At 65.7% G+C, this 25,919-nt stretch carries 21 protein-coding genes, 2 tRNA genes and 1 pseudogene; 12 read left to right on the forward strand and 12 right to left on the reverse strand.

The features are described 5' to 3' along the window. Positions 1 to 138: 138 nt before the first annotated feature. Positions 139 to 303, forward strand: a pseudogene (locus M3I53_RS21105) (pyridoxamine 5'-phosphate oxidase family protein); the annotation flags it as partial. A gap of 138 nt (positions 304 to 441) precedes the next feature. Further along, positions 442 to 627: a hypothetical protein gene (locus tag M3I53_RS21110; RefSeq protein ID WP_254317866.1), complete on the forward strand. Its 186-nt coding sequence runs from the start codon at positions 442 to 444 to the stop codon at positions 625 to 627. A 39-nt stretch (positions 628 to 666) separates the two neighbouring features. On the opposite strand, the gene M3I53_RS21115 is transcribed toward M3I53_RS21110, so the two are convergent. Genes M3I53_RS21115 through M3I53_RS21125 form a run of 3 tightly spaced genes read right to left on the reverse strand, consistent with a single transcriptional unit; the run spans position 667 to position 2,970 of the window. Then, positions 667 to 1,392, reverse strand: coding sequence for an amino acid ABC transporter permease (locus tag M3I53_RS21115; protein ID WP_254317793.1), 726 nt, complete (start codon positions 1,390 to 1,392; stop codon positions 667 to 669). Then, on the reverse strand, positions 1,389 to 2,120 hold the full coding sequence (locus tag M3I53_RS21120; RefSeq protein WP_254317794.1) for an amino acid ABC transporter permease: 732 nt from the start codon (positions 2,118 to 2,120) through the stop codon (positions 1,389 to 1,391). The genes M3I53_RS21115 and M3I53_RS21120 overlap by 4 nt, the downstream gene beginning before the upstream one ends. 16 nt (positions 2,121 to 2,136) lie before the next feature. Further along, positions 2,137 to 2,970 (reverse strand): ABC transporter substrate-binding protein, encoded by an 834-nt coding sequence (locus M3I53_RS21125; protein WP_254317795.1) that lies wholly within the window; start codon positions 2,968 to 2,970, stop codon positions 2,137 to 2,139. A 487-nt stretch (positions 2,971 to 3,457) separates the two neighbouring features. On the opposite strand from M3I53_RS21125, the gene M3I53_RS21130 reads away from it, so the two are divergent. Together M3I53_RS21130 and M3I53_RS21135 are read left to right on the forward strand one after the other, a co-directional pair. After that, positions 3,458 to 3,877 carry a hypothetical protein gene (locus M3I53_RS21130; RefSeq protein WP_254317796.1) on the forward strand — a complete coding sequence of 140 codons (420 nt, stop codon included), beginning with the start codon at positions 3,458 to 3,460 and terminating at the stop codon, positions 3,875 to 3,877. 368 nt (positions 3,878 to 4,245) lie between these two features. Continuing rightward, positions 4,246 to 5,457 (forward strand): GNAT family N-acetyltransferase, encoded by a 1,212-nt coding sequence (locus M3I53_RS21135; RefSeq protein ID WP_254317797.1) that lies wholly within the window; start codon positions 4,246 to 4,248, stop codon positions 5,455 to 5,457. A 16-nt stretch (positions 5,458 to 5,473) separates the two neighbouring features. Here M3I53_RS21135 and M3I53_RS21140 read toward each other — a convergent pair whose 3' ends face one another. After that, positions 5,474 to 6,166, reverse strand: a complete 693-nt coding sequence (locus M3I53_RS21140) for a pyridoxamine 5'-phosphate oxidase family protein (RefSeq protein WP_254317798.1) — start codon at positions 6,164 to 6,166, stop codon at positions 5,474 to 5,476. Between the two features lie 244 nt (positions 6,167 to 6,410). Between M3I53_RS21140 and M3I53_RS21145 the strand changes: the two genes are divergently transcribed. Then, a tRNA-Asn gene (locus M3I53_RS21145) sits at positions 6,411 to 6,486 on the forward strand. A 5-nt stretch (positions 6,487 to 6,491) separates the two neighbouring features. Continuing rightward, positions 6,492 to 6,567: transfer RNA gene (locus M3I53_RS21150), tRNA-Gly, on the forward strand. Between the two features lie 213 nt (positions 6,568 to 6,780). On the opposite strand, the gene M3I53_RS21155 is transcribed toward M3I53_RS21150, so the two are convergent. Further along, positions 6,781 to 7,209 (reverse strand): GAF domain-containing protein, encoded by a 429-nt coding sequence (locus tag M3I53_RS21155; protein WP_375542561.1) that lies wholly within the window; start codon positions 7,207 to 7,209, stop codon positions 6,781 to 6,783. Between the two features lie 72 nt (positions 7,210 to 7,281). On the opposite strand from M3I53_RS21155, the gene M3I53_RS21160 reads away from it, so the two are divergent. The 6 genes from M3I53_RS21160 (at position 7,282) to M3I53_RS21185 (ending at position 13,191) form a co-directional block, all read left to right on the forward strand. Continuing rightward, positions 7,282 to 8,355 carry a catalase family peroxidase gene (locus M3I53_RS21160; protein WP_254317800.1) on the forward strand — a complete coding sequence of 358 codons (1,074 nt, stop codon included), beginning with the start codon at positions 7,282 to 7,284 and terminating at the stop codon, positions 8,353 to 8,355. 180 nt (positions 8,356 to 8,535) lie between these two features. Then, positions 8,536 to 9,081 carry an RNA polymerase sigma factor gene (locus M3I53_RS21165; protein WP_254317801.1) on the forward strand — a complete coding sequence of 182 codons (546 nt, stop codon included), beginning with the start codon at positions 8,536 to 8,538 and terminating at the stop codon, positions 9,079 to 9,081. After that, positions 9,078 to 10,028, forward strand: coding sequence for an anti-sigma factor (locus M3I53_RS21170; protein WP_254317802.1), 951 nt, complete (start codon positions 9,078 to 9,080; stop codon positions 10,026 to 10,028). Before M3I53_RS21165 ends, M3I53_RS21170 begins: the two co-directional genes overlap by 4 nt. 72 nt (positions 10,029 to 10,100) lie before the next feature. Next, complete coding sequence (locus M3I53_RS21175; protein WP_254317803.1) at positions 10,101 to 10,937, forward strand: hypothetical protein; 837 nt, start codon at positions 10,101 to 10,103, stop codon at positions 10,935 to 10,937. A 19-nt stretch (positions 10,938 to 10,956) separates the two neighbouring features. Beyond that, positions 10,957 to 11,850 carry a DUF3365 domain-containing protein gene (locus M3I53_RS21180; RefSeq protein WP_254317804.1) on the forward strand — a complete coding sequence of 298 codons (894 nt, stop codon included), beginning with the start codon at positions 10,957 to 10,959 and terminating at the stop codon, positions 11,848 to 11,850. Positions 11,851 to 11,853: 3 nt separating this feature from the next. Next, positions 11,854 to 13,191 (forward strand): serine/threonine-protein kinase, encoded by a 1,338-nt coding sequence (locus M3I53_RS21185; protein WP_254317805.1) that lies wholly within the window; start codon positions 11,854 to 11,856, stop codon positions 13,189 to 13,191. On the opposite strand, the gene tagF is transcribed toward M3I53_RS21185, so the two are convergent. Genes tagF through tssH form a run of 7 tightly spaced genes read right to left on the reverse strand, consistent with a single transcriptional unit; the run spans position 13,188 to position 25,919 of the window. Continuing rightward, positions 13,188 to 13,748 carry a type VI secretion system-associated protein TagF gene (tagF, locus tag M3I53_RS21190; protein ID WP_254317806.1) on the reverse strand — a complete coding sequence of 187 codons (561 nt, stop codon included), beginning with the start codon at positions 13,746 to 13,748 and terminating at the stop codon, positions 13,188 to 13,190. The two genes, M3I53_RS21185 and tagF, sit on opposite strands and share 4 nt — an antisense overlap. Further along, entirely contained in the window at positions 13,745 to 17,269 is a 3,525-nt protein-coding gene (gene tssM / locus M3I53_RS21195) for a type VI secretion system membrane subunit TssM (RefSeq protein ID WP_254317807.1), read from the reverse strand. Before tssM ends, tagF begins: the two co-directional genes overlap by 4 nt. Beyond that, a complete protein-coding gene (gene tssL, locus M3I53_RS21200; protein ID WP_254317808.1) occupies positions 17,266 to 18,618 on the reverse strand; it encodes a type VI secretion system protein TssL, long form in 1,353 nt (450 codons plus the stop codon). The genes tssM and tssL overlap by 4 nt, the downstream gene beginning before the upstream one ends. Before the next feature lie 24 nt (positions 18,619 to 18,642). Next, a complete protein-coding gene (gene tssK / locus M3I53_RS21205; protein WP_254317809.1) occupies positions 18,643 to 19,977 on the reverse strand; it encodes a type VI secretion system baseplate subunit TssK in 1,335 nt (444 codons plus the stop codon). 8 nt (positions 19,978 to 19,985) lie between these two features. Next, entirely contained in the window at positions 19,986 to 21,347 is a 1,362-nt protein-coding gene (tagH, locus tag M3I53_RS21210; RefSeq protein WP_254317810.1) for a type VI secretion system-associated FHA domain protein TagH, read from the reverse strand. Continuing rightward, complete coding sequence (locus M3I53_RS21215; RefSeq protein WP_254317811.1) at positions 21,344 to 23,329, reverse strand: type VI secretion system Vgr family protein; 1,986 nt, start codon at positions 23,327 to 23,329, stop codon at positions 21,344 to 21,346. The genes tagH and M3I53_RS21215 overlap by 4 nt, the downstream gene beginning before the upstream one ends. Then, positions 23,316 to 25,919, reverse strand: coding sequence for a type VI secretion system ATPase TssH (tssH, locus tag M3I53_RS21220; protein ID WP_254317812.1), 2,604 nt, complete (start codon positions 25,917 to 25,919; stop codon positions 23,316 to 23,318). Before tssH ends, M3I53_RS21215 begins: the two co-directional genes overlap by 14 nt.

The raw sequence follows: 25,919 nt of genomic DNA on the forward strand, positions 1-25,919 counted from the left end.
GCTTCTCTTCTGATTCCATCCTTCATCAGGCGATGTCAGTCTGCAGGAATAAACTCGATGAGTCTCGGTCAGATTTATGCCCGAATCTGGGATTGCCTCGCTGCCGCGGTACGCGAAGATAGTCAGCCGTTCAAGGTGATGCAGGCCGCGACGATCGGCCTTGATGGTTCCCCGAATGTGCGCACCGTACTGCTTCGCAGCGCCAATGAAGTCGGGAACCGGCTCACTTTCCATACCGACCTGCGCTCGCCCAAGATTGCCGAACTCACCCGGGAACCTCGCATCGCGCTCGTCGGTTGCGATCCCGTCCACAACCTGCAAGTCCGCATATATGGCAAAACCCGAATCCTTCGCGACGGGCAAGCGCGAATCGATGCATGGAGGACCAGTCCCGACCACGATCTAATTGTTTACCGCACGCGCCTGCCACCGGGAACCCGCATGAGTCATTCGGGTGATGCGTTCGACGCGGCACACGGTATTCCCGGCCCCGACGAGGGCCTTAAGCATTTCGGCGTCGTGGAGTTGCGACCGGCGCGCCTGGATTGGCTAGACCTTTCGGAAAATCAGCGCGCGCTGTTTGTCCGTGACGGTGACAGCTGGACCCACAGCTGGATTGCCCCCTGATCGGGCGGGTGCAGGTCCAACGCGTTTAGAAAGACGCTTTCATCGTATCGTGTTCCGGCCTGCCGGCAACGGTCGAGGATGCGTATCCATTTGAATGCGTCGCGCGAGCAGCGCATTGGCGCCCCATTGCATCGCACCGCACAGCAGCAGATAGACGAGCCCGACGAACAGGAAGATTTGCGCCGGGTACACGAGCAGACGGTTATTGAGCTGATTGGCGAGAAACGTGAATTCCGGCACGCCGACGATATAGGCGAGCGACGTATCCTTGATCAACGCCACCCACTGATTGATGAACGACGGCATCATCACCCGCACGGCTTGCGGCAGGATGACCTCGCGTAGCGCCTGCCAGCGCGTCAGGCCAAGCGATAGCGCTGCCTGCCGCTGCCCTGCGCCGATCGACGCGATGCCTGCATAGACCGAATGCGACAGATATGCGCCGCCGATCAGCGCCAGCGCGCACACAACCGTCGCAAGACCTGGAACATCGATGTGCAGCAGGATCGGTATCAGGAAGAAGGTCCAGAAAATCAGCATCAGCACGGGAATCGCGCGAAAGAACGCGACCGTCGCGGTCAGCGCGAGACGGACGAATCCGCGCGTCATGGCGAGCGCGACGCCAAGCGCGAATCCGATCAGGGCCGAGAGCAGCGCCGACACCACGGAGAGCGCGATGGTCAGCGCAACGCCTCCCAGCGGTCCCGCCGGAAACGCGCCGATCAGCAAATAACGCAAAGCCGGCCACCACGCGAACCCGTTCACGCACGGCCTCGCTGCAAACCGTCCAGGCCGGCGCGTTGCCAGAGCACCAGCGCGACCTCGATCACGGCGATCGCCAGCACATAGAAGACCGTCGCGGTGCCGAATGCCTGGAAGGTCCTGAAGCTCTCGGTATCGACCTGCCGCGACATGTACGACAGTTCGCCGACGCCTATCGCCATCGTCAGCGACGAGTTTTTGATCACGTTCATGTATTGGCCGGCGAGCGGCGGCGTCGCGATGCGCAACGCCTGCGGCAGGATCACGTAGCGCAGGGTCGTGTAACGGCGCATTCCAAGCGCCGCGGCCGCCTGCCATTGGGCGTGGTTCACGCCGCGCAGGCCGGCCAGAAACTCTTCGCCGATGAACGCCGTGGTGTAGCAGGTCAATCCGACCCAGCCGGCGAACAGTTCGAAACTCGGCCAGCGCAGCGTGAGCGGCCCAAACGTTGCGAGATGCGGGGTGTTGAGCCAACTCATCCAGCCGGACGGCAGCACGGCTGCAACGCCGAAGTACCAGAACAGCAATTGAACGAGCAGCGGAGAATTGCGGAAGACGAACACGTAGAGCGCAGCAGCGCGCGCAATCGCGCAAGTGCGGGCCGTGCGCGCAACCGCCAGCAAAAATCCCAGGGGCGTCGCGCACGACGCCGCGCAGGCGGAGAGCATCAGTGTGACGAAGAAACCTTGTTCAAGCCACGCGAGGTACTTCGGTTCGAGCCAGCTATGCATGAATCGGGCGCCGCGCTCAACTGTTCTTTTGCGGGTCGCCGATCTTGAAGAGACGGGGCAGCGGCGCCGCACTCTTCGGGCCGAACCACTTGTCGTAAATCTGCCCGGCCTCGCCGTCGCTTTCCAGGTGCGTCAGCGTGCCGTTCACCGCATCGAGCAGACGCGTCTCGCCTTTGGGCACGCCAACGCCTTCGTAGTCGTTCGAGATCGTGAACGGGGAGATCTCGTAGCTCGCCTTGTCCGGTGCGCGTGCCAGCAGCGCGACGAGCTTCGGGCCGTCCTGCGTGATGGCCTGCACGTTGCCCGTGCGCAGCGCAGCGAAAGCGAAAGGCGTGTCATCGTAAGCAATGATGGTTGCGCCCGGGAATTTCGCACGCACCTGTTGCTCGTTGGTCGTTCCTTTATCCGCGCCGATACGCAGACCATTGAGCTGTTCCGAAGACTTCAGCACGCCCTTCTTCGCAATGAACTGGGTGCCGGACGCGAAATATGGCGTGCTGAAATCCACTTCCTTCCTGCGATCGTCGGTAATCGTAAAGTTGGCGAATACCAGATCGACCTTGCCCGACTTCAGAAATGCGATGCGATTGGCGGGATTGGTGGGTTGAACTTCGAGTTTCACACCCAGGTTTTTGGCGACGGCGCGCGCATAGTCCACGTCGAGGCCAACGATCTGATTATCTTTTGGATCGACGAAACCGAACGGCGGATTGCTGTCGAATGCAGCGACGCGCAACACGCCCGCCCGCTTGATGTCGTCAAGACGATCCGCATGGGCGGACGTCGATGCTACGACCAGAAGCGCCGTCAACAGTGCGCCTGGCACTGCGCCCCAGATGCTGCTTTTCATTATCGGTTTTCCTTCTTTTCTCGTTGCCTTTGCGCTGCCGCTGACCTTGGCGCTGGCGAAGTACGCAGCCTATCCGCATGACGAGTGCGAAGGAACCAAGTATTTTTCAGATCGAAAGCGCTGGCCGCGATATGGACGAGGGCGCGCTGCCGCCGCGGCGTACGCCTCTGTGCCGCAAGTAATGTTGACGCATTCTTCTTGGCATGCGGCCTCGCACTGCAACTCTTGCCGCGAAATCGCATTCTCCCGGTAATGTCGACTTTGGCCAATCCCGTCGACGTGCATTTCTTTCGCGAGATAAAGGAATGCGAATGGGTTTCTGAGTTCTTACAAATTCAAGGTGTTATCACCCTTGACCTGGGCACATCGGCTGCTTAGGATCAGTGTGGGACTTTGCTTTGAGCTTTTTCATCGATGCGTCGATAAGTCAGTTTCAGATCTCGGCATCGCTCGCTGCAAAGTCCGGTTTGTCATTGGGGGGACTTTTATGTCTTACCGCCGCTGGACGTCTCCTGCCGAGACCGCAGAATGGATCATCCTCGTCGGCGCAGCTTTCGCAGTGCTGGGCGGGTGGATACCCTGGATGGGCCACGCCCCTTACTACTTCGTTGCCGGCGTTGCACTCATTGGCGCTGGCATCCTCATGCTATGGAACCGCTCAGCGGGACTGTGGTGGTATTTCGGCATGTTCGCCGCCGCCCTCGGCTGGTCGATCTTCAAGGTCGGGCTGGATGGCTGGAGTCTGCTGCCGCGACTCTTCGTGCTCGCCCTCATCGGTATCGGGATAAGCCTGGTCATTATCAGCAGCGGTTCGGCAGTCGGCCGGCCGCTGCGCGTGGCGGCAACCATCACGGCAGTGTTCTACCTGGTCGCGATCGCCAGCATGCTTTGGTCCGCCATTGCCTGATCAGAACCAACCGCGTCCAATACACACAAATCTGCGGGCTCGGCAATCGCCGTGTTCGTCGTCGGTCGGAACTCCACCTGGTTGATGAATCAACCGACTAATCGAGCGGCAACTCGTGCCGAAGGTCAACCGCATTCATGCAATGGTGCAGTGCGTTTTACCGCAAGCCCGCATTCCTCCTACCACGCTTCGCCCGCGTATTAGTCGTCCGCCGCCAATTTCCAGCAATCGGAATACTTTTCCGCGCTGAGCGGGTTATTTCGATGGATCATATGGATATGCCTCCGATCTTCATATGTATCTCATTCGGAGTCCATATCGATAAAACGTGAGATTGACGCTCCGCCGAATCGGACTACCGGGACAACATGATGCGAAACTCACCGACCGAGACTGCTTTCCTTCCCGACGTCGCCGCGCGCGCGAACACGGGTAGTCTTCGCCACGAGATACGCGTATGCAACACCCACGCGGACTTCCTGAAACTGCGCTCCTCCTGGGAGGCCGTCTGCACGGCGTGCCCGGCGACCCTCGAGTTTACATACTGCGAACTTGCGGCGGCCAAAGCATTCGCGCGCGGCGCGGCGGTGAGTGTGGCGCTGGTCTACGACGGCGCCGCGCTCGTCGCACTCTGGCCGCTGTCCATTGCGCGCGAAGGCGCGTGCCGGGTCGCGCGGGCACTCGGCTGCGGCAGTAACGAGGAATATGGTGGCCCGCTCGTATCCGATCGTGGCGACGCGCGCTTCTACGAGGCCGCCGTCGATGCGCTGCGCAGCGTCAACGCCGACGTACTGGAGATACGCTTCGTCGAAAGCAACGGGCCGCTTCACGAGGCGCTCTCGCGTGCGCCTTTGTCGTGGGTCCAGCGCGCGCTTCCTGAGCGCTGGCGCCTGCTTTCCGGGTACGCCATGGAGCTGTCCCGGTTCCCCACCTTCGACGCCTTCATCGCCACGAGGCCCGACTCGCTGCGTCGCCCATTGCGACGCCTCGCAAGGCGGCTTTCGGAGGACGGCGCGGTTGAATACGGCTGGTGCAAGGACGTCGACGACGCCCGAGCGGTACTCACGTGGCTCTTTGCGACGAAGCGCAACTGGGTGCTGGCTCGCGGCCTCGACGCCCCCTATTTGATGAATGACGACGTGCGCGACTTCTTCATCGAACTCGCCGGGCGGACCGATCTCGTCACGACTCCACTGGTCTCGTTCGTCAAACTGGACGGCGCCCCCATTGCGGCATCCGTCAATCTGACCGGGCCGCGCAGACTGGAGTATTTCATCACGACGTATGACGAAGCTTATGCCGCCCGCTCCGTCGGCAACCTGCTGGTCGACAGCATGGCGCGATGGGCGCTCGAGAACGGCCGTGATTTCGACTTCCGCCCATACTTCTCGAGTTATAAGGAGCGTTGGTCAAATCATAAAAGCTGGTACGAGTCGCATTTCGTCATACTCACCTGGCGCGGCAGGCTCGTCGAGTTTCCCCTTGCCGCGGAGCAGCTTCGACGCGTATTGCGCAGAGCGCGCGAGTTCGCCATCGACCCGCTGCGGGCGAAGCTGCGCGCCCTTACGTCGGCGCGGTGAACGCTGTAATCCGCGTTCAGCCGCCCTGCCGGTCTGACCAGGTCTTCACATAAGCCGGAGCCTCGCGCTCCGGCGTTGCGATGTCGGCCACGGGCGGCAACGGTGCGAGCGTCAGCGGCAGCACACCTGCCCAGACAGGCCGATCCATGTCCTCCTCGTCGTCCTTCGGGCCGCCCGTGCGGATCTTCGTCACGGACTCCGCGAGCGCAATGCGCATCACCGTGGTCGCTGCCAGTTCCTTGCGGTTACCCGCACGCACTTCATGCCGGCGGCCCGGTGCGATGTGCTCCATGAAGGCATCGAGCACCGCCGCCTTGTGCTCCTCTGTCACCACCTCGAACACGCCGTAGATCACGGCGGAACGATAGTTCATCGAATGATTGAACGCCGAGCGCGCGAGCACGAGACCATCGAGATGCGTAACGGTCACGCAAACCTCGGCGCCATCGGCCGCGAGCCGCAGCATCCGGCTGCCGTTCGAACCGTGAATGTAGAGATGATCGCCCTCGCGCCAGCACGCGGTGGGGATGCAATGCACGCCGTGCTCGTCGGCGAAAGCGACGTGGCAGACGTAGGCTTCGTCAAGAATCGCGTGCAGTGTCGCCGCGTCGTAGTGGGCGCGCTGCGCGACCCGGCGCACGCGCGTGCGTTGCGAAGGTGCCGCGCTGGTGTCGAGGGCGGCTTCGTTGACGGCATCGGCGAAGGACATCGTTTGGTTCCTCCAGGGTACGGGTTGAGATGCCGCTTACGATAGACAAGCCGTGGCCCCATGGGTAGATCCAGACTTGCGTTGCGTCGTAGAGCCACGATGTTGCCGGGAGGAGATCTACCGTAGGTAATACATCGTAAACCGTTAAGTTTCCAACGTTATTTCTCCCAATCGGCCTCACCATGATCTGCCAGGAAAAAGCTGCAAGACCCAAAAATCTCCTGTACAATCCGGCCTCCTTGATTCCCCGATAGCTCAGTCGGTAGAGCGCCGGACTGTTAATCCGTAGGTCCCTGGTTCGAGCCCAGGTCGGGGAGCCAGACATGCGGGAGTAGCTCAGTTGGTAGAGCGCAACCTTGCCAAGGTTGAGGTCGCGAGTTCGAGACTCGTCTCCCGCTCCAGCATCCACGCAGGCCATCCGCCTGCGATCAGCGCAGCGTCGGGGCGAGACTGCCACTGCCCTGAGGCAGCGAAAACCGGAAGCACGCCCCTTTCCCCTCCAGCGAAGCCGCTTCGATCTGTCCGCCGTGCCGAGCATTTTGATCGCCTCGTCCAGATTTGGCACATCGCGTTGAAGCCATTGCATGGCGGCGATCGAACTCATACCGATTGCACTAACGGTGCTGACTGACCTCGTGAACGATAAACGCAACCAGCTCGCTGAGCGCCATGAGATTCGCGGCGCGGTCCAGCTTGCCTTGCGTATCGCGGAGATGCCGTTCCGCCGCTGCGCGCCGTTCGTGCTCGGACTTGATATTGCGGTCGAGCTTCGCGTTTTCGAGCGAGATAGCCGCCTGCGAGGCGAGCACTTCGAGAATGCGCAAGCGGGCGAGTGTAAACGTGCCTGAAATCCGGCTGTTCTCCAGATATAGCAAGCCAGTGAGTTCACCTTGCTTGATCAGCGGCGCGCACATGATCGAGCGCGAGCGGTGCGACCTGACGTACGCGTATGCCATAGTGCGAGTCCCATACGTAGGTATACCTTCATCGTTCAGCGCACACTGAATAGCGGCAAGCGGATTACCATAACGACCTCGCCGCACGACGGCAACGCACGAGATTCATAGAGGGCCTTTCCACGCATCAGCGGCTGTATGAGGCCCCTGCGCTGATTTATGTCCCGTCTTTCGCTTTCGCAACTTCTCGTCCGATACGCATTCATCGCGATCACGCTCGCGGCCTTTGCCGCGGCGTTCGCATGGACCGCGGGCTGGATACACTGGCCCGGCGCCCAGGCCGCGCTCACGCCCGACCGGCTCATCGACGCATTCGAACGCAGTGCCGGCAAGCATCCCGGATTTCGCCGCAACCATGCGAAAGGCATCTGCGTGAGCGGCTATTTCGACAGCAACGGCAACGGCACGGCGCTTTCCCGCGCGAGCGTATTCGAGCGCGGCCGCACCCCGCTGATTGGCCGCTTCTCCGCGCCCGGCGGCAATCCCGGCGAAGACGACGCGGACACGACCGTGCGCAGCTTTGCGCTGCGCTTCGCGATGCGCGACGGCGAGCAATGGCGCACCGGCATGAATTCCGCGCCCGTATTCGCGGTGCGCACGCCACAGGCGGTGTACGAACTGCAACAGGCAATGGAGCACGATAAGCGCACGGGCCGTCCCGACCCCGCGAGACTCGACGCGTTCTTTGCGCGCCACCCCGAAACCAACGCGCTGCGCGACTGGCTCGCGGCGCATCCGCCGTCCTCCGCGTTCTATAACGCGAGCTATTACAGCATCGATGCGTTTCGCTTCACTGACGCAAGCGGCAACATGCGATTCGTGCGCTGGAGTGTCGTGCCCGATGTGCCTTACGCGCCGCTGGACACCCGGACTTCGAACGCGAGAGACCCCGACTTTCTCGCCCACGACCTGAAAGTGCAATTGGAATCGGCTCCAGTGCGCTGGCACCTCATGCTGACGCCCGCGGGCGCGGGCGACACGGTGGACGACGCCACCCGCGCGTGGCCCGCCGAACGCGAGCAGCATCGCGTCGATGCGGGTACCATCGTCATCGAGCATGCACAGTCGCAGATCGACGGCCCCTGCCGCGACATCAATTTCGACCCGACGGTGCTGCCCGTGGGCATCGCGCCCTCTGACGACCCGCTGCTCGCCGCGCGCGCGGCCGCTTACGCGGTGTCGTTCGACCGGCGCACGAGCGAAGAAGCGCACGCCGGCGTGAAAACCCGCTGAAGGTCAGTGAAGGCCGCGCGGGCGCAACCCGAACGAAAGCATGGAATAAAGCCCACCGGCCAGGTGTTTCGCTTCCAGTTCACCAGAAATGGCCCGAGCCGCGCCCTTGACCAGACGGTCGTACACGACCGCAGCGCACGCCGGTCCGGATTGAACGGGGATCGTGGAGAAAACCCTTCGATGAGCGGTACAGACTTACCGGGGATGCTACCCGCCATGATTCCGCGGCTGTGGGCGTTTGCGCTGCGCCTGTCCGGGGACCAGCACGACGCCGAAGACCTCGTGCAGCGCGCCTGCCTGCGCGGGCTCGAACGCGCGCATCAGCTTCAACCCGACACGGCTCCGCTGAGCTGGATGTACTCCATCTTGCATTCCACATGGATCAACGAGCTGCGAGCCCGTAGCGTGCGCAAGCGCGCGAGCTTCGAATGGGACGACGATTTCCTCGAAAATCTCCCCGATCCCGTCGATAATGGCCCCGAAACGCAACTCATGCACAGCCAGATCATCGAAGCGGTCGAGCGCCTGCCCGAAGCGCAGCGTGTGGTGATGCTGCTCGTCGCGGTCGAAGGCATGACGTATCAGCAGGCCGCCGACGTGCTCAAGGTACCCATTGGCACCGTGATGAGCCGGCTCTCGCGAGCGCGGCAATCGGTCGGCGCCATGTTCAGCGGTGCAGCGCCCAAGGCGCCGCCCGCCCCGCAGCACAAGGACTCACTCGCATGATTGCCGACGACGCCCAGTTACTCGCCTATGTGGACGGCCGCCTGTCGCCGGACGAGCGCGCCGCGATCGAAGCGCAGTTGCGCGAGTCCGCCGAGGCGCGCAAGAAGGTCACGCTGCTGCGCGCCTCGCAGGTCGATTTCGCCGGCGCCTTCGCCCAGCAAACGCTGCCGCACGTGCCCGAATCGCTGCGCCTTGGCATCGAGGAAATGGTGCGCGCGCAAACCGCGCAAGCTGCCCAAAGCCCAGAACCCGCGAAACCCGCGCAACCTTCTTCGAGCGCGAACGACGCGGCGATACCAGCCGAGGAGCAACAACCTTCCGCGCCCGTGAGATCGCGCCTGCGCCGCGTGCCGGTCTGGCTCGCGGCGGCCTGCGTGGTAGGCGCGTTCGTAGCCGGCCAGTTCGTGCGCTTCGACTCGCTGTCCGGGGCTGGCGGTCAGGGCACCGGTGCCTCGCAACTTGCGAGCGCATCGGACCTGTCGCCGTGGGTGAAGGCGGCGGTCAGCTACCAGAAGCTCTATACGCGAGAAACCGTCGCGTACCGGCAGGACGATCCCGCGCTCGCCGCCAGGGTCGTCGAAGACATTCGCCGCGACGACCGTCTAGCGCTGCGTGTGCCCGACCTGAGCAGCGCCGGGCTCACCTTCAAGTCGGTGCAGCGCCTGCGCTTTCGCAACAAGCCGCTCGTGCAGATCGTTTATCTGCCGCGCAGCGGGCCGCCCATCGCGTTGTGCGTGATGAAGGACGCGCGCCCGGACGAAGCGGTCGCGTCGCGCACCGTCGATTCGATGGGCGTCACCACATGGCGGCAGAACGAGCTGACCTACGCGCTCATCGGGCAGGCGGGCGATGTCGATCTCGCCGCGCTCGGCAAGCGCATCTCCAACCTCGATACGGCCGCGCTATTCAGCGAGGCGCAGGAAGCCGTACCGCCGCATAACGGATAAGCGCCAAGGCCGGCGCGGAATAATTTCGCCGCCGGGCTGTTGTGTTGAGGGAACCTCGACCAATGGCTCGGCATGACTCATCGATTGCACCTCTGGACAGCGGGCATCGTCATTGCGGCGGCGCTCGCTTCGCCCGCGCACGCCGCCTGGCGGCTCGCGAGCAGCGATGCACCCGTCGGCGTCGTGCGCGGCGCGAACGTGACCTCGGCAGCGGCGGGCGACACCTTGCGCGGCGGCGACCTGCTCGAATCACGCGAAGGCGTAGCGCATCTGCAGGACGAGCACGGCACGCTCGTCGCGCTCGGTCCGCAAACTCGCGCGATGCTCATGGCCGACGCCCGTGTCGCCTTGCTCAGCGGCTGGCTGAAGATCGCCGCTGCCGCGTGCGCCACCGCGCCCTGCGCCCAGGTGCGCGTGGACACGGAATCCGGAGCGCTCGATGTTGGATCGAGCGCGGCTGCGATCATCGCAGCGCACGTTAACACGCAAACGGTCGACGTATTCAGCGAGACCGGCACACAGACTTTACCGACCAACCCGCCCACGTCGATACGCAGCGGCCGTTTCGCGAGTTTCGACAGCACCGGCCGTGTGCAATTTTCGGCGCGCCCCACAGACGCTTTCGTCACGACCATGCCGGTCGCGTTTCGCGACGCTTTGCAGCCGCTCGCCGTCGCCCGACCCGCACACATTGCGCCGCCCTCGCACGCCGCGACTTACGACGACATCGCGCCGTGGCTGGACAGCAAGCTGCCCGCGCGCAAGAGCTTTCCCGCACGCTTTCGCTCGCGTTTGACCGACCGTGCGTTTCGCCACGACGTTCAGGCGCATCTGAACGTCCTGCCCGACTGGCGCGCCCTGCTCTATCCGCCGGCGCGCCCGGGCGTTCACAACGTGCGCTATCCATAAGGCTCGACCCTTCACTGCCATGAAGCCCGGACTCTCGCTCAGCGTCAAATTCAACCTGGTATTCCTGATCATCTTCTCGATCGCGCTGGTGGTGGTGGGCGCGGTCTCCGACCGTCTGCTGCAAAAGCAGGCGCTCGAAGAGACCGCGCACGACGCTAACATCCTCGCGAGCGCCGCATCGTCGATGCAGAGCTACACCGCCGCGCACGTCACGCCGCTGCTCGCCACGCAGATCAAGTACAGCTTCGTGCCCGAATCGATCCCCGCGTTTTCGGCCATCGAGATGCTCAGGCTGCTGGGAAAAGACTTCCCGAACTTCTCGTACAACGCCACCATGCTCAACCCGACCAATCCGCGCGACCGCCCGACTGACTGGGAAACCGACGTCATCCGCCATCTACACGATCATCCGGAACTCAAGGAACTGACCGGCCAGCGCGATGCGCCGGGCGGCCGTTCGTTCTTCCTCGCGCGACCCAGCAGCATTACCGACACCGCCTGCATGCAGTGTCATAGCACGCCGAATGCCGCGCCCGCGACGATGATCGAGAAGTACGGCACCTCGAACGGCTTCGGCTGGACCATGAACGAGGTGATCGGCGCGGAGTTCGTGTCCGTGCCGATGGCGCAGCCCATTGCGCGCGGGCGGGCTGTTTGGCGCACGTTCATGCTTTCGCTCTCCGCCGTGTTCGCGGTCGTGCTGATCGTCATGAACGTGATGATGCACGTGCTGATCACGCGCCCCATACGTGCGCTGTCGCGCGCCGCCGACGAAATGAGCCTCGGCAAGCTCGATGCGACAACGCTGCAAACGGGCGGATCGGACGAAATCGCCTCGCTTGCGGTGTCCTTCGGACGCATGCAGACCAGCCTCATCGAAGCGTTCCGCATTCTCGACGAAGAGCAGACGTAAGCGATGTCCCACTCCGCCGACATCCCCACGACATTCGACCGCTACGTGATCGAGCGCGTGCTCGGGCGCGGCGCGATGGGTGTGGTGTATCTCGCGTTCGACCCGCGCATCGAGCGCAAGGTTGCGCTCAAGACCATCGAGCGGCCCGCAGGCAGCGAATCGGATCATGAACTCACCGCGCGCTTTTTGAACGAAGCGCGCGCCGCGGGACGTCTCGCGCATCCGCACATCGTTGCGGTGTACGACTATGGCGAAACGGGCGACACCGCCTTCATCACGATGGAATACGTGCACGGCGAAACCCTCGCAGCGCGTGTCGCGCAGCACGCGCGCGCGGGCACGCAGATGAATCCGCTGGCCGCCCTGCGCTGGTTCGCGCAACTGCTCGATGCACTCGACTACGCGCACGGCGCAGGCATCGTTCACCGCGACATCAAGCCAGCCAATCTGCTGATCTCGCCGCGCGGAGAATGCAAGGTCGCGGACTTCGGCATCGCGCAGCTCGACACGTCCACGCTCACGCAAACCGGCACGCTGCTCGGCACACCCAGCTATATGTCGCCGGAGCAGTTCACCGGCGACGCTGTCGATGCACGCTCCGATCTCTTTAGCGCCGCCGTCGTGCTCTACGAAATGCTCACCGGCGTGTGCCCGTTCACGGGAACGCCGGGCGCTGTGATGCGCAAGATTCTCGACGAGATGCCGCCGCCCCCTTCCGCAGTCGTGCCCGGCTTGCCTGCGTATGTCGACGCACTGGTGATGAAGGGCATGGAGAAGCGCCCCCCAATGCGCTACGCCGGCGCGCGCGAATGGCGCGACAAGCTGCTGGCGACACTCGCTGCCGATGTCCATGAGGATGCCGAACGAACCGTGCTCGCGCATGCGGCCTTTGAATCGCCGATCCCCGCGCCGCCAACGCAGATCCCACTCGACCCCGAACTCATCGCGCACCTGGAGAAGCGCCTCGCGAGCCATGTCGGGCCCGTGGCGTCGCTGCTGGTACGGCGTGCGTGCGCAAGCGCGACGAACATCGATATGCTGCGCGAACGCCTCAGCGCTCACTTGCCCACCGACGATGCGCGGCGCGACTTCGATTCGCTGTTGATTCCGGTGGGCGCGGGCGCGCCGCGCACGATCGGCGCGCAGACCATTAGCGCCGAAAGCGTGAGCGAAGCCGCCTCGCGCCTCTCGACGCTGCTGGGCCCCATCGCCCGTATCGTGGCGCGCCGTGCCGCAACCCAGGCCACCGATCTGCGCACCTTCCACGCGCAACTGCTCGACGCCGTGCCGGAACCGCACCGCGAAGCGCTGCGCCGCGAATGGGGCATCGACGGCGACTAGTCCACGCTGTCGTGCGCTTCGAGCAGATCCAGGAACACGCGCGCATCGAGCGGCCCCTCGTGCCGATGCGTCACGCCATCCTCGTGAGTCCACCACACGCTGGCGCCTTCGCACGATGCCAACGCGACTGGCTGCTCGCGCAGCGCAGCCAGGTTCGATTCGAACGCCTTCAGCGAAAACGAAGGCGCCAGCGTGGAGAGGGCAAGCGCACATGCCTCGCCGTGCCAGCGCGAATCGACGGCACGCGCTGCGCCTTCGATTTGCCGCGCGATCACGAATGGAAAATAGCGCCCCACGGCGTCGATGCCGGGCATGAGCGCGCCGGTGCACGCGCAGTCGTCGATAACGGAGGGTGGAGCCGAAAAGCGCCACACGGGCATCTGCAGATAACGCTCGAGCCAGCCTGCGGCATGGCGTTCGCGCGCGGCCAGCAGACCGCGTTGCAGCCACGCGTCCCAACGGCCGACGAAAGCCACGGAAAGGCCGCGTCCGACGAAATCGCCATGCGTGCGGACCTTGCCGTAAAAACCGGCGTCGATTCGAGATACTGCGTTCATAGTGAGGCCGGGCAACGAAAGCCAGTGAGCACGCCCGCGCGCAACGGATTTTGCACGCTGCCGGCGACAACCGCGAGCTTGACCTTGCCGCCGTCGAACATGGCGTTGAAATGATCGGCCTGTCCGGCCTGCTCGATGCGCGCGGCGTCGAGCAGATGGAACAGCGCCCAGGGTCCGTCCGCGCGAGGCGGCGGCGCAGCCGCGGGGTCGAGTTCGACATGCGCCTGCCCCGTGCCCTTCCCGCTCGGCCACTGGAACGCGGCGGTGGCGTTGGGCGCGTCGCTCGTCGCGCTCAGTTGGGTGCCGTCGATATCAAGCACGAAGCGCTTCAGCGAAGGATCGAGCGAAACCACCTTCGCCGAGAAATGCACGGAAACGTCGTGGCCGCCGTCGCGAAACAAAGCGTCCCGCAACGTCGCCGCACGCTGGAACGCCACCGGCACATCGTCGGACATGCCGAGGGCTTTCGCTTCGGGCCGCCACCTCCACACCGCGCCGGACGTATCCACCCGATTCTGCAAATTCTTCTGGAAGAACGCGTCGATCAAGCCGCCAGGCGCCAGCACGCGCGCGAAGTCGTCGGGCGCGGCGTCGCGCGTCGAAGTCCTCACGAGCGGGTAACGACCGTCGAGCGCCTGCTTGCAGGCGGGCGCGACGGTCGTGGCCCACAGTGTCTGCAACTGCGCACGCTGGCCCTGGATCTGCACGGTATCGGCGTTGCCCGCTACGCCTTGCAGCACCGCCGCGAGTGGCGCGGGCGCGTTCTGCGAGAGCAACTTCAGGCGGTCGAGCGGGCCCGTGGCGGGCGGCGGCAGCGACTGCCTGCGCGCCGTGTCTTCCGCCTGCAGGGTCGCTGCCGCGTCCCTGAGCGCGTTGATGTATTCGTCGAGCGCCGCGCCAGCGAGATCGTGCAGCGCCTGAAAATGCGTATCGACGGGCGTCGGCGCGGCGGGCTGCTCCGCCTGCGCACCGATGCGGTTCTTGAGCGCGTCGAGCTTGTCGGGCGCGGCGGCGGGCGGCGTGAAAGTCGTTTCGCGCGCGGCGCCCTGGATGAGCGCGCGCAACGGCGAAGTCGGCGAGCCGAGCAGGTTCGCGATGCGCGCGCCCTGATCCGGCGCGCTGAACGGCACGACGGCGATATCGGCAAGCAGCGCGTCCCACTGGCGGATCGCCTCCTCGCTGTAGAGCCGCGTGAGCGCCGCGCGCAATGCGTCGGTGCTTTGCGCATCCGTATGCGTCTGACCCGCGCCGAGCACCCAGTCGTCCTTCGACAGATTGGCGAGCGCCTCTTCGCGCAAACGCACGAAAGCGTCGAACCCCGCACGCGTGTTGGCGCCCTCTATACCTTGCGTGAGCGGAGCGCCGCTCCGTCTCACGAACACGATTTGCCCGCTCGGCCCCGCCGCCTTCGCCACGGTGAAATCCGGCAAGCGCAGTTGCGCGAGTTGCTGATCGATACGGCCGTTCAGGCGCTGCGCGAGCGGCACGCGATTGAGCACGGCGCGCGCCTGCGCGATCAGGTTCTGATCGAGCGGCAAGTTCGAATCGAACTCGCCACGCCGGAACAGCGCCTGCAAATGCTGCTCGATGTCCGCGCGCTGCGCGTCGCTCGCATCTTTCATCGAACCCGTTCGCCAGGTACGCAGCGCCCAGACCTGCAGCGCGTCCGGGTCGAAATGCGTCGGGTCGCCCAGCATCAGGTAGGCGCGCAGGGCTTCGTAGAGCGTGGCGGGGTCTTCCGTGCTGCCGCGGCGAAGCTCGTCCTCCATGCGTTGCACGACGATCGGCAGCAAGGTCTGACGCAACAGGCGCTGATACAGGCGCTGCGCTTCCAGGCCGAGCTTCTGACGCTGATCGAGGCCCAGGCCCGCCCACCACGGCGTGTCACGCGAAGCGCGCTCCGCTTCGCCGCCGGGCAAATCGCGCGCGGCGTCGAGCAGCGGCAGGACCGCAAGCGGACTATCGCCCGCACTGGTTTTCTTCGCAAGCTCGGCGAGCACGGCGATCTGCTGACGGCTTTCATCGACGAAGCGGCGATTTGCGCGATCGCTCGCGATCAGCGCGATCAGTCCCGCCGCCAGCAACACGGCGATGCCTGCGATCGTCGCCTGCTGAAAGCGCGCGCGCCGCCGCACCGCGCGCGGATCGCTGCCCGCGATGCCCTGTTCGGCAAAGATCACGTCGCGCAGCAGCCGCTTGACGAAATACGCGCGGCCGCTCGACGCGTCCGCCATCACGACCTCGCGGCTCAAGCCGAGCGATGCAGCCATCGCGCTCATCATGCGATCGAGCGGACGTCCGCTCTGCGTGCCGCTCGTGAAGTACACGCCGCGCAGCGACGGCGCGCGTCCGAAACGAGACTCGCCGAATGCGTCTTCGAGAAACCGCCGCAACGCACGCTCGATGCCCGCGAACTGCTGCGGGAACGCATAGATCAGCGCGCGCCGCCGCGCGTCGGTTTCCTGCTGCATGCGTTGCAGGACGCGGCCTTGTAGTTGCGCGTGCAACAAGCCGAACTCTTCGGAGAACCGCGCGAGCGGCGCACTGGCTTCGCCCGCCTCGTTCTCCGATGCGAGCGGGAACGTCATGCCCCACACCTGCTCGCGCTCGTCGCGCCCGAAGTCGTCGAAATACTCGGAGAAGCCTGCGAGCATGTCGGTTTTCGTCACGACGACGTACACCGGCAGGTGCACGCCAAGTTGCTGGTTCAGTTCGGCAAGACGCTCGCGGATCGCGGCAGCATAGGTGGCGCGATCCGCATCGGACTGTTGCAGCAGGTCGGCGGCCGAGACCACAGCCATCACGCCGTCGAGCGGACGGCGCGGCCGGTACTTGCGCAGCAACCCGAGAAAGCCGAGCCACGCGCCGCGATCGGCCTGCTCGTGGCTGTCCTGCGTGGTGAAACGCCCCGCCGTGTCGAGCAACACCGCGTGGTCCGTGAACCACCAGTCGCAGTTGCGCGTGCCGCCCACGCCGCCCACCGCCTGCGCGCCAAGCCGGTCCGCGAGCGGGAAGTGCAGCCCCGAGTGCGCAAGCGCGGTCGTCTTGCCCGCGCCCGGCGCGCCGACGAAGAGATACCACGGCAAGTCGTAGAGCGTTTCGCGCCGTGGAGCGAGCCAAGCAAACATGCGCCGCATGCCGTGCGCGCCGCCGGCAGACGCGCGCGACTCGCGCAGTGTCTTCAGCGCCCCTTCGAAGCGCGTGCGCAGTGCCGCGACGTCGGCGTCGGCGGCCTCGCGCGCGGGGTTCGGTGCGTGCTTCGCGGGATCGAGCGCATCGGCCACGAGGCTCTGCACGAACGTCGAACTGGCAATGCGCGCCTTGGCAAACCGGACGCCCCAATAAAGCGCCCAGCACGCGAGGATGAGCGCGATCACGCTCCAACGCCTGGCGCTGCTCTCGAGCGGCGCCGTGCCGTTGAACGCCACGAGCGGCCCTTCGAACCAGACCAGCGCGCAAAGCGCCAGTACGCCCGCGAACGTGACGACCGTGGGCTTTTTGAACCACTGTATCCACTTCATGGCGCGGCTCCCGGCGCAAGAATGGCGATGGTCACGCGGCGGTTGCGCGCGCGGCCCGCCGCGGTATCGTTCGACGCGACCGGCTCGGTATCGCCGCGGCCTTCGGCGCTCACGCGCACAGGGTCCGCGAGATGCGCCGCGAGAATCGCGCGCACGGTCTCCGCGCGCGCCTGCGAGAGCGCGACGTTGGATGGAAAGCGCGCCGACACGATGCGCTGATCGTCCGTGTGCCCGATCACGACGACATTGCCCGGTTTGTCCGCCAGCGCCTCGCCGATGCGCTGCACGAGCGGCACGAAACGCGGATCGAGTTCGGCGCTGCCCGACGCGAAGATCTGCGTGCCTTCGGCGCTGTTGTTGATGGTCACGGTCGTGCGGTCCCCCGATTCGCCCACCGTGACCAGCCCTTGCGCGATCTCGGGCGCGAGAAAGCCATCGAGCGCCGACGCGAATTTCGGCGCAGCCTGCGTCTTGGCCGCGAGCACGGGCGCGGGCGCCACGCGAATGCCGCGCATCGCCTCGAACACCGGGTCGGAGAACGCGTTGATGCGCAGCCCGAGCACGAGACTTGCCGCCATCAACACTAGGGCCGCGAACGCCAGCGCGACCCACAGCGGCACGAAACCCAGCGTGCGTTCGCGCGCGTGCTCCGCGGGTTGCCAGTGCGGCGACAGCGTGCGCTCGACCGGGCCGCGCTGCGCGCGAATCATCTGTTCAAGGCGTTCGCGAATCTCGTCGAGTTGCCGCTTGCCGCCTTCGATGAGCCGGTAGCGCCCGTCGAAGCCAAGCGCGAGCATCACGTAGATCAGTTCGAGCAGGTCGATGTCGGCAGCGGGGGTTTGGGCGAGCCGCTGCAACATGACGAAAAGCCGCTCGCCGCCGGAGGCCTCATTGTGAAACGTCACGAGCAGGCTCCTGCGGCCCCAGACCCCCGCGCCCCACGGCGTCGCCGCAATGGCCTCGTCGATGAAAGTGCACAGGCAATAGCGCGCCGGGCCGAGCTGCGTGTCGGGCACGCCGAACGCGCGGCCGTCCGCCTCGAAGCGGCGCACCATCTGGATCAGCTGCGTGCGCAACGTGTCGAGATCCGGGTAGGCAGGCAGGCGGCGCAGCGGCAGCGCGAGTTCGAGCAACGGATTCGCCGCGCGCAGCAGCGGGTTGCGCCCGGCGATCGAGGCATCGAGCGGCGTGAGCGCGGGCTCGGTGGCTTGCGGCTTGCGCTGCGGCGTGGCTTGCGCTTCGGCGCCGGCCGTGCGTTCGCGCTTGCGCCCCGGCATCGGCATACGGATCGTGCGCGCCGCGTCGAGATAGTCCGCATCGTCGAGCGGCGCGTTCGTGCTGTCGGTCATGGCAATGGTCCTCTATGCGAGACTTCAATGACGGATGGCCCAGAGTTCCATCGCGAGCCTGGGGAACTCGCCCGCCACGTGCAGCGCCATGCCCGCCGAAGCCGGCAGGGTTGCCCACGCATCGTTCTGGTCGTCGAGTTCGAAATAGCTGTAGCCCGCATGGAACGGCAACTGGCGCGGCGCGACCGCCAGCGCGCGCAACGCAATGCCTGGCAGCTGCAGGTTCACGAGATCGCGGATCTTCTCGATGCTGCCGATCTTCACCTGGCTTATGAACGCGGAGATCAGCGTGCCGGCCGGCACCTGCGCCCGCACCGCGAGCACGAAGGTCGCGCCAGTAAAGAGCGTGCGGTCCGCGACCCGCGCCACCCGCAAACCATACTTGCGTTCTTCGAGCGCAATCGCCACGACCTGCGGATCGGCGACACGCGACAGCGCGAGCCGCAGCGCGTCGATCACGGGTTCGAACGTCTCCTTGAGCCGGTCGTGCCGGTAAGCCGCGAACGTAGGTGGCCGCCGCCCCGCCTGGCTGAACGTGGCAAGCTCGCCAGCCAGCGCGATGCACGCTTGATAGAACGCTTCGGGATGCAAACCATCCATGGCATTGAAGTGAGTGACGAGAGGCTGCGCGCGATTGACGATCTGCAGCAGCAGGAAATCGGCGATTTCGGCCATGCCCGCGCCGTCGGGCTGGCCGAGGCGCCCGGCGAGCGCTTCGCCGCGCTGTTGAAGGAGTCCGCCCAGTTCCGTCGAGAAGCGCGCGAGGCGCCCCGCCACGCGATAATCGAGGCATGGCGCGCAGTAGTCGTCGTCGAGCACGACGCGGCCGTCGCTACGGCGCTCGAGCACGTGCGCGACGCCCGCGCACGCATGCGCATTGGCAACGTCGGGCGCGAGCGCGAGGCGCAGGCGCAGCTTGCCGATCTGCAGCAACGTGCTGGGCGCGTCGGCGTCGTTGCTGTCGTGCACTTCGAAATCTCCCGCGCCGTAACGCGCGAGATCGTCGGCGTGCCCGTCGCCGCCCGATTCGGGCGCGCCCGCGCGGCGCACGGGCAGCGCGAGCATCACCGTGACGTTCGCGGCGTTTTCGGGAACATCGAGCGGTTCGGGCAGATCGTCGTCCGCGGGCAGGTTGAACGGCGTGCCGTCGGGCAGCACGCCTGCCGCCGCGCGCAACGCTAGTTTGCCGAGCTTGAGCAGCGCCTCGTCGATCTCCAGCGTCGTAAAGCCCCAGCCATAGGCGCGCAGGCCGTTCACGCGGCCCGAGAGCAGCGCCTCGACGTGCCGGTCGTGCTGCTGGAGATGCTGCGGCTGAAGGAACATGCCCTCCGACCAGATGACTTTGTTGTTCCAGTACATGCTGTGACTCAATCCTTGGGAATTTGCAGCGCGTCGAGCTGCGCCTGATAGGCTCGATTGAACGGTTCGCCGAAGCGTTGCTGGAAGTCGTCGCCCGCGTCGCGCGATACGTGCTCCCACGTCTTCACGAAGCGCTGCCACAGGCGCGCCCGGCGATTGCCGACAAGTGCTTCGAGGCCGGCGGGCGCGTCGAGCGAGCCCTCGATAGCGGCAGGGTCGAGGCGCGCCATGGCGTCTTCGAACGCGGCGCGCATGCCGGCGACGAGCGCGAGTTCGTGCGCCTGGATATCGCGGTACGCGGCGCGCAAGGCTTCGTCCGGCGCGAGATAGCCGCGCCCGCGCGCGCCCAGCATTTGCGTCAAGGCGCGGTCTGCGTCGGGAAAGAATTTGAGCGGGTTGTTGTCGCGCGCCTCGATCATCGTCATCGCTATGCGGGCCTCGCGGCGCGCCATCGCGCGCGAGCGCAGCACGCTCATCGTGCCCTGCGTGGCTTCGCGCAACAGCGCACCGGTGAGGCGCGCGAGTTCCGGCGCGCTCAGGTGGGCGACATCGTCCATCGCGATTCCGAGGCCATCCAGCAATGCGTCCAGCACCGCGGAATCTTCCGCACGCGGGGCTGCGGGGCGGGTCTCCGGCGCCGCGGCGCGCGCGTCATCGGACCGGTGCGCCGGTAGCGCAGCCAGCGCTTTTTCCGGCGACACGTGCTCGAAACTGCGTGACGGCGCGGCAGGTGCGCGCGCCACCCGCGCGGGAGCGTCGCGCAACGGGTCGGCGGAGCCCAGCACGTCCAGTAGCGCCTGGTTCGCTTCGCCGCCGAAATGGCCCGGCTCGCGCAGCAGCGGCATTGCGGCGAGCGGGTCGGGCGTGAACGGCGCGTCGTCGCGCTGGGGTCGCGGCGCAGCACAAATGCGTGGTGCGTCCCAGTCGTCGGGGATGAGCGGCGCGCCCGGCGGCGCCTCGAACTCCGGCGTGCCCGGCAAACTCGCGGCGCGGGCCTGCGCAGGCGGCGTGGGTTGCGTCATCAGCGTTTGATCGAATGGCCCCCGGCTTTCCTCGTCCTTTTCGATGGAAACCGCGAGCGTATAAGCGCCAATCCGTATCTGGTCGCCATGGGACAGCACCGCCTCGTGCGCGCCGTTCAGCGCCTCGCCGTTCAGCAGTGTCGGATTGCTGCCGGCATCGACCAGAACGTAAGTGTCCCCACGGCGTTCGACGCTCGCCTGCAAGCGCGAAATACCGCGTTGCACGTCGCCAAGCACCACCGTGCTTTCCGGCGCGCGGCCAATGGTGGCGCGGTCGTCGATCTCTATCGTGCGTGGCGCGGCGTGCTCGCCGGCTTCGCCGCCCTCGACAGTCAGCGTCAATCTCACGGGGCCTCCTGATTGCGAATCTTGCTCGTGCCGTCGTCGGCGTCGCGCGGCGGCCTGGGCGGCGCGGGGGGCACGGAAAGCGGCACCGGCGGCACGCCCGGGCCGAGCGGAATCGGGAAGCTCGACATCTCGATCGTTTCGGGACCGATGAGGATGTACGCCGCCCCCGCGCGCAGCGCGATGGTTGCGCCAGCCTCGATCTCCACGGCAGCGCCTGCCTTGATGTGCACGGCTGCGCCCGCGTCGAGCGAATACGCCTCGCCTACGAACTGCTCGTGCGTCGTCATGCTCGCTGCCGAGACGCTGCCAAGCACGCGCGACGTACTGCTGCCCAGCACCGAATCGTTGCGCGCGCCGCGCGTCTCGCGAAACTCCCCGCCGCCAATGCGCAGGTGCCGCTCGCCCGTGACGTTCATCAGCGCGTCGTGCTTGATCCAGGTTTCGTGATCGCGCTCGGCGTGAAAGAACATCTGCTCGCCGCCCTTGCGGTCGTCGAAGCGCACTTCGTTGTAACCGTTGCCGCCCTTCGTCGACTGGCTCTTGAGCGTGGACACCGCGCTTTGCGCGGGCAGGTCGTACGGCGGCATGTTGGTCGAGTTGTAGACCGCGCCCACGATCACAGGCCGGTCCGGATCGCCTTCGATGAAATCCACCAGTACCTCCTGGCCGACGCGCGGCAGGCACATCGCCCCCCAGCGCCGGTTCGCCCAGCCCTGCGCCACGCGCACCCAGCAACGATCGAGCCGATCCGCGCCGCCTGCCTGCGAAAGCTGCTCCCAATGGAACTGCACTTTCACGCGCCCGTACTTGTCCGTGAGAATCTCCTCGCCCGGCGGCCCGATCACGACGGCTGTCTGCGGTCCCGCCGCGCGAGGAACCGGCGTGATGCGCGGCGAACGGAACGTGTTGTCGCTGCGAATCGCCCTGAAATGGCAGTCGAATAGCGGCTGCGTGGGGTCGCTCGTCGATACATAGGCGTCCGATACGATTTCGCTCTGATTCTCGATCACCAGATACTGGCGGTTCTGCGCGCCGCCCGGATGCTCGCGCAGCCGGAACAACCCACCTGCTGCGATGCCGCGCGCGGTGGTGCGCCCTTCCATCGCGTCGTTCTGCGTTTGATGGATCTCCACGTTGATGCGCGCGAGGCGCTCGCCGTCTCCCGCTTTCAGATGTCCGCTCAGATGCTCCTGCATCAGATAGCGCGGCCGGTCGTAGGGCGCACTGCGCGTGGCGCGCGAAACGAGCCCTTCGCTGTTGCTCACCGAGGCCTTTTCGAAGTCGTAGTCGTTGACCTCGTAGCGCCCCGTTTCGAGCGTCGCGCCCGCGTGCCAGCGGTAGACGCATTCTTCGTCGGGTTCAGGCGTGTCCCAGCCCTGAAACGGCACCGACTCGTAGTGCGCGATGGGCCGATGCTCGGCGCCCGAATCGGCCAGCACGAGCGTATGCTTGCCGTCTGCGTGCTCGAAAAAATAATGCATGCCCTCGCGCTCCATGAGGCGGCTCACGAAGTCGAAATCCGTCTCGCGGTACTGCACGCAATGGTCAAGCGCCGGGTAGCTCGCCGTGCATGTATTGCGAAAGTCGATGTCGTACGACTCCAGCACCTGCGCAACGATTTGCGGCGCCGTGCGCTGATGAAAGAAGCGCCGGTGCGAGGCGCGCGTGAGCAGCCACAGGGGCGGATGCACGACCGCCTCGTAGCGCGCCATGCGGTTCTTCGTGGTGTCGCCGGGCGCGAGCAGACGCAGCGTCGTGACGATGCCGTTGAACTCGCGCGACCCGCCCGCCGGATAGTCGAGCGTCACGGAAAGGTTCTGCCCGAGCACCGCGCCCGGGTCGATGTCGTTGTGCAGGCTCAGGAATGCGATCTCGAAGCGGCTCAGGCGTCCCAGCGCCTCGCTCGCCGACATACGCAGAAACACCGCGTCGTCGCCGAGCGCCGCACAGGTCATGCGCACATGGCGACTAGTCGAAGGCATAACTGAACTCCTCGCCCTCGACGCCCACGTGCACGCGCGCAAGCGTTTTGCCGTCCATCACGCGCGAAAGAAACGCCGTGCTGATACGCGGCAGCACGCTGTTCGTGAGAATGGCGTCGATCATTCGACCACCGCTTTCCATGCGCGTGCAACGCTGGGCGATTTGCGTCACCACGCTCTCGTCATAGGTGAACGGCACGCCGTGCGTGAGCGTCACACGCTCGGCCACGCGGCCGAGTTGCAGCCGGATGATGGCGCTCAGCATCTCATTGGAGAGCGGGTAATACGGAATGGTCACCATGCGCCCGAGCAAAGCGGGCGGGAACGTCTCCAGCAATTGCGTGTGGAGCTCGCGTTCAATCACCTCCATCGGTGGGCTCGTTCGTGGATCGCGGCACAACTGCGCAATGCATTCCGTGCCCGCGTTGGTCGTGAGCAGAATGAGCGTATTGCGAAAGTCGATGGAACGGCCTTCGCTGTCGTCCATGCGGCCTTTGTCGAAGACCTGAAAGAACAGCTCGTGCACGTCGGGATGCGCCTTCTCCACTTCGTCGAGCAGCACGACGCTGTGCGGACGCCGGCGCACGGCTTCGGTCAGCACGCCGCCCTCGCCGAATCCCACGTAGCCCGGCGGCGCGCCCTTGAGCAGCGATACCGTGTGCGCTTCCTGGTATTCGCTCATGTTGATGGTGATGAGGTTCTGCTCGCCGCCGTAGAGCGCCTCGGCGAGCGCGAGCGCCGTCTCGGTCTTGCCGACGCCCGATGTGCCCGCGAGCAGAAACACGCCGACGGGCTTATTCGGATCCTCGAGACCGGCGCGCGAAGTCTGCACGCGCCGCGCGATCATTTGCGTAGCGTGTTGCTGGCCGATGATGCGGCGGTCGAGCACCTCGTTAAGCCGCAACACATTGCCGATCTCGTTCTTCAGCATGTTGAGCACGGGCACGCCGGTCCAGTCCTGCACGACCGCCGCCACCGCATGACGGTCTACCCCTGGCAGCACGAGCGGCGCGTCGCCTTGGTGCGCGGCGAGCTGCACCTGGCGTTCGCGCAACGCGGACAGATCGGCGTGCGGTGCGCCTGCCAGAAGCGCCTGGCGGCGCGCGAGGATGTCTTCGACCATTTCGCGCTCCGCGTGCCAGCGCGCGTGCAGGTCGGCCAAGCGCGCGGTTTCGCTTTGCAACGCCGCCGCCGCGGCTTCGCGACGTGCCGCCGTATCGACGCCGATCGCCGCCTCGCGCCCGATCACCTCCAGCTCCGTGTTGAGCGCATCGATCCGCCGTTGCGCGTCGTCGACGGCGGGAGGCGTGGCGTGCTGGCTCACCGCAACGCGTGCGCATGCGGTATCGAGCAGGCTCACCGACTTGTCCGGCAATTGCCGCGCGGGCAGATAGCGATGCGATAGCTTCACGGCCGCCTCGATCGCTTCGTCGAGCACCTGCACGCCGTGATGCGCTTCGAGCGCGGCGGCAAGTCCGCGCATCATTGTCACCGCGCGCGCCTCCTCGGGCTCGTGGACCTGCACGACCTGAAAGCGCCGCGTGAGCGCCGGATCTTTTTCGATGTGCCTGCGGTACTCCGACCACGTCGTCGCCGCGATGGTGCGCACGCTGCCGCGCGCGAGCGCGGGCTTGAGCAGATTCGCCGCGTCGCCGGTGCCCGCCGCGCCGCCCGCGCCGATCAGCGTGTGCGCCTCGTCGATGAAGAGAATGACGGGATGGGGAGCCGCCTGCACGGCTTCCAGCACCTGGCGCAGACGCGCCTCGAATTCGCCCTTCACGCCCGCACCGGCCTGCAGGAGTGCCACGTCGAGCGCGCGCAGGCTCACGTCGCGCAGCGCGGGCGGCACGTCACCCGCCACGATGCGCAGCGCGAGGCCTTCGACCACGGCCGTCTTGCCGACGCCCGCCTCGCCCGTGAGGATCGGATTGTTTTGCCTGCGCCGCATGAGGATGTCGACGACCTGACGAATCTCCGCGTCGCGGCCCACCACGGGATCGAGCCGGCCCTCACGCGCCTGGGCCGTGAGATCGACGGTGAAGCGCTGCAAGGCGTCGTCCGTTCGGTGCGGCGTGTCGGGCTCCTGCGTCGCGACAGGCGCTTGCGTCGATGCTTCCGGCGAACCGTCGAGCACATCGGCGAAGTTGGCGACGAGGTCATCCAGCTTCACGCGATCGAACTCGCGTGAAATGCCGCGCAATGCGTTGCGCAGCACGGGCGTCTGCAACATGCCGACGAGCACATGTGCGCTGCGCACCTTCTGCGCGTCGAAGAGCAGCGACGCATAGACCCAGCCGCGCTCCACGGCCTCTTCCAGCTGCGATGAGATATCGCTGACCGAGGCCGCCCCGCGCGGCAGCCGGTCGAGCGCCTCGGTCATATCGCGTGCGAGCGCGGCGGCCTCGATGTGAGCGTGGCGGATCACGCGATGCAGGTCCGAATCGGGCAACTGCAGCATCTGATGCAGCCAGTGCGCAAGCTCGACATACGCGTTGCCGCGCAAGCGGCAGAACGTGGTCGCGCTCTCCATCGCGCCGAAACTGAGCGTATCGAGTTTGCCGAACAGGACGGCGCGGCTGATGTCTGCCAT

Origin of the sequence: Paraburkholderia sp. CNPSo 3272, from assembly GCF_024206495.1 — a bacterium.
Lineage (GTDB): Bacteria > Pseudomonadota > Gammaproteobacteria > Burkholderiales > Burkholderiaceae > Paraburkholderia.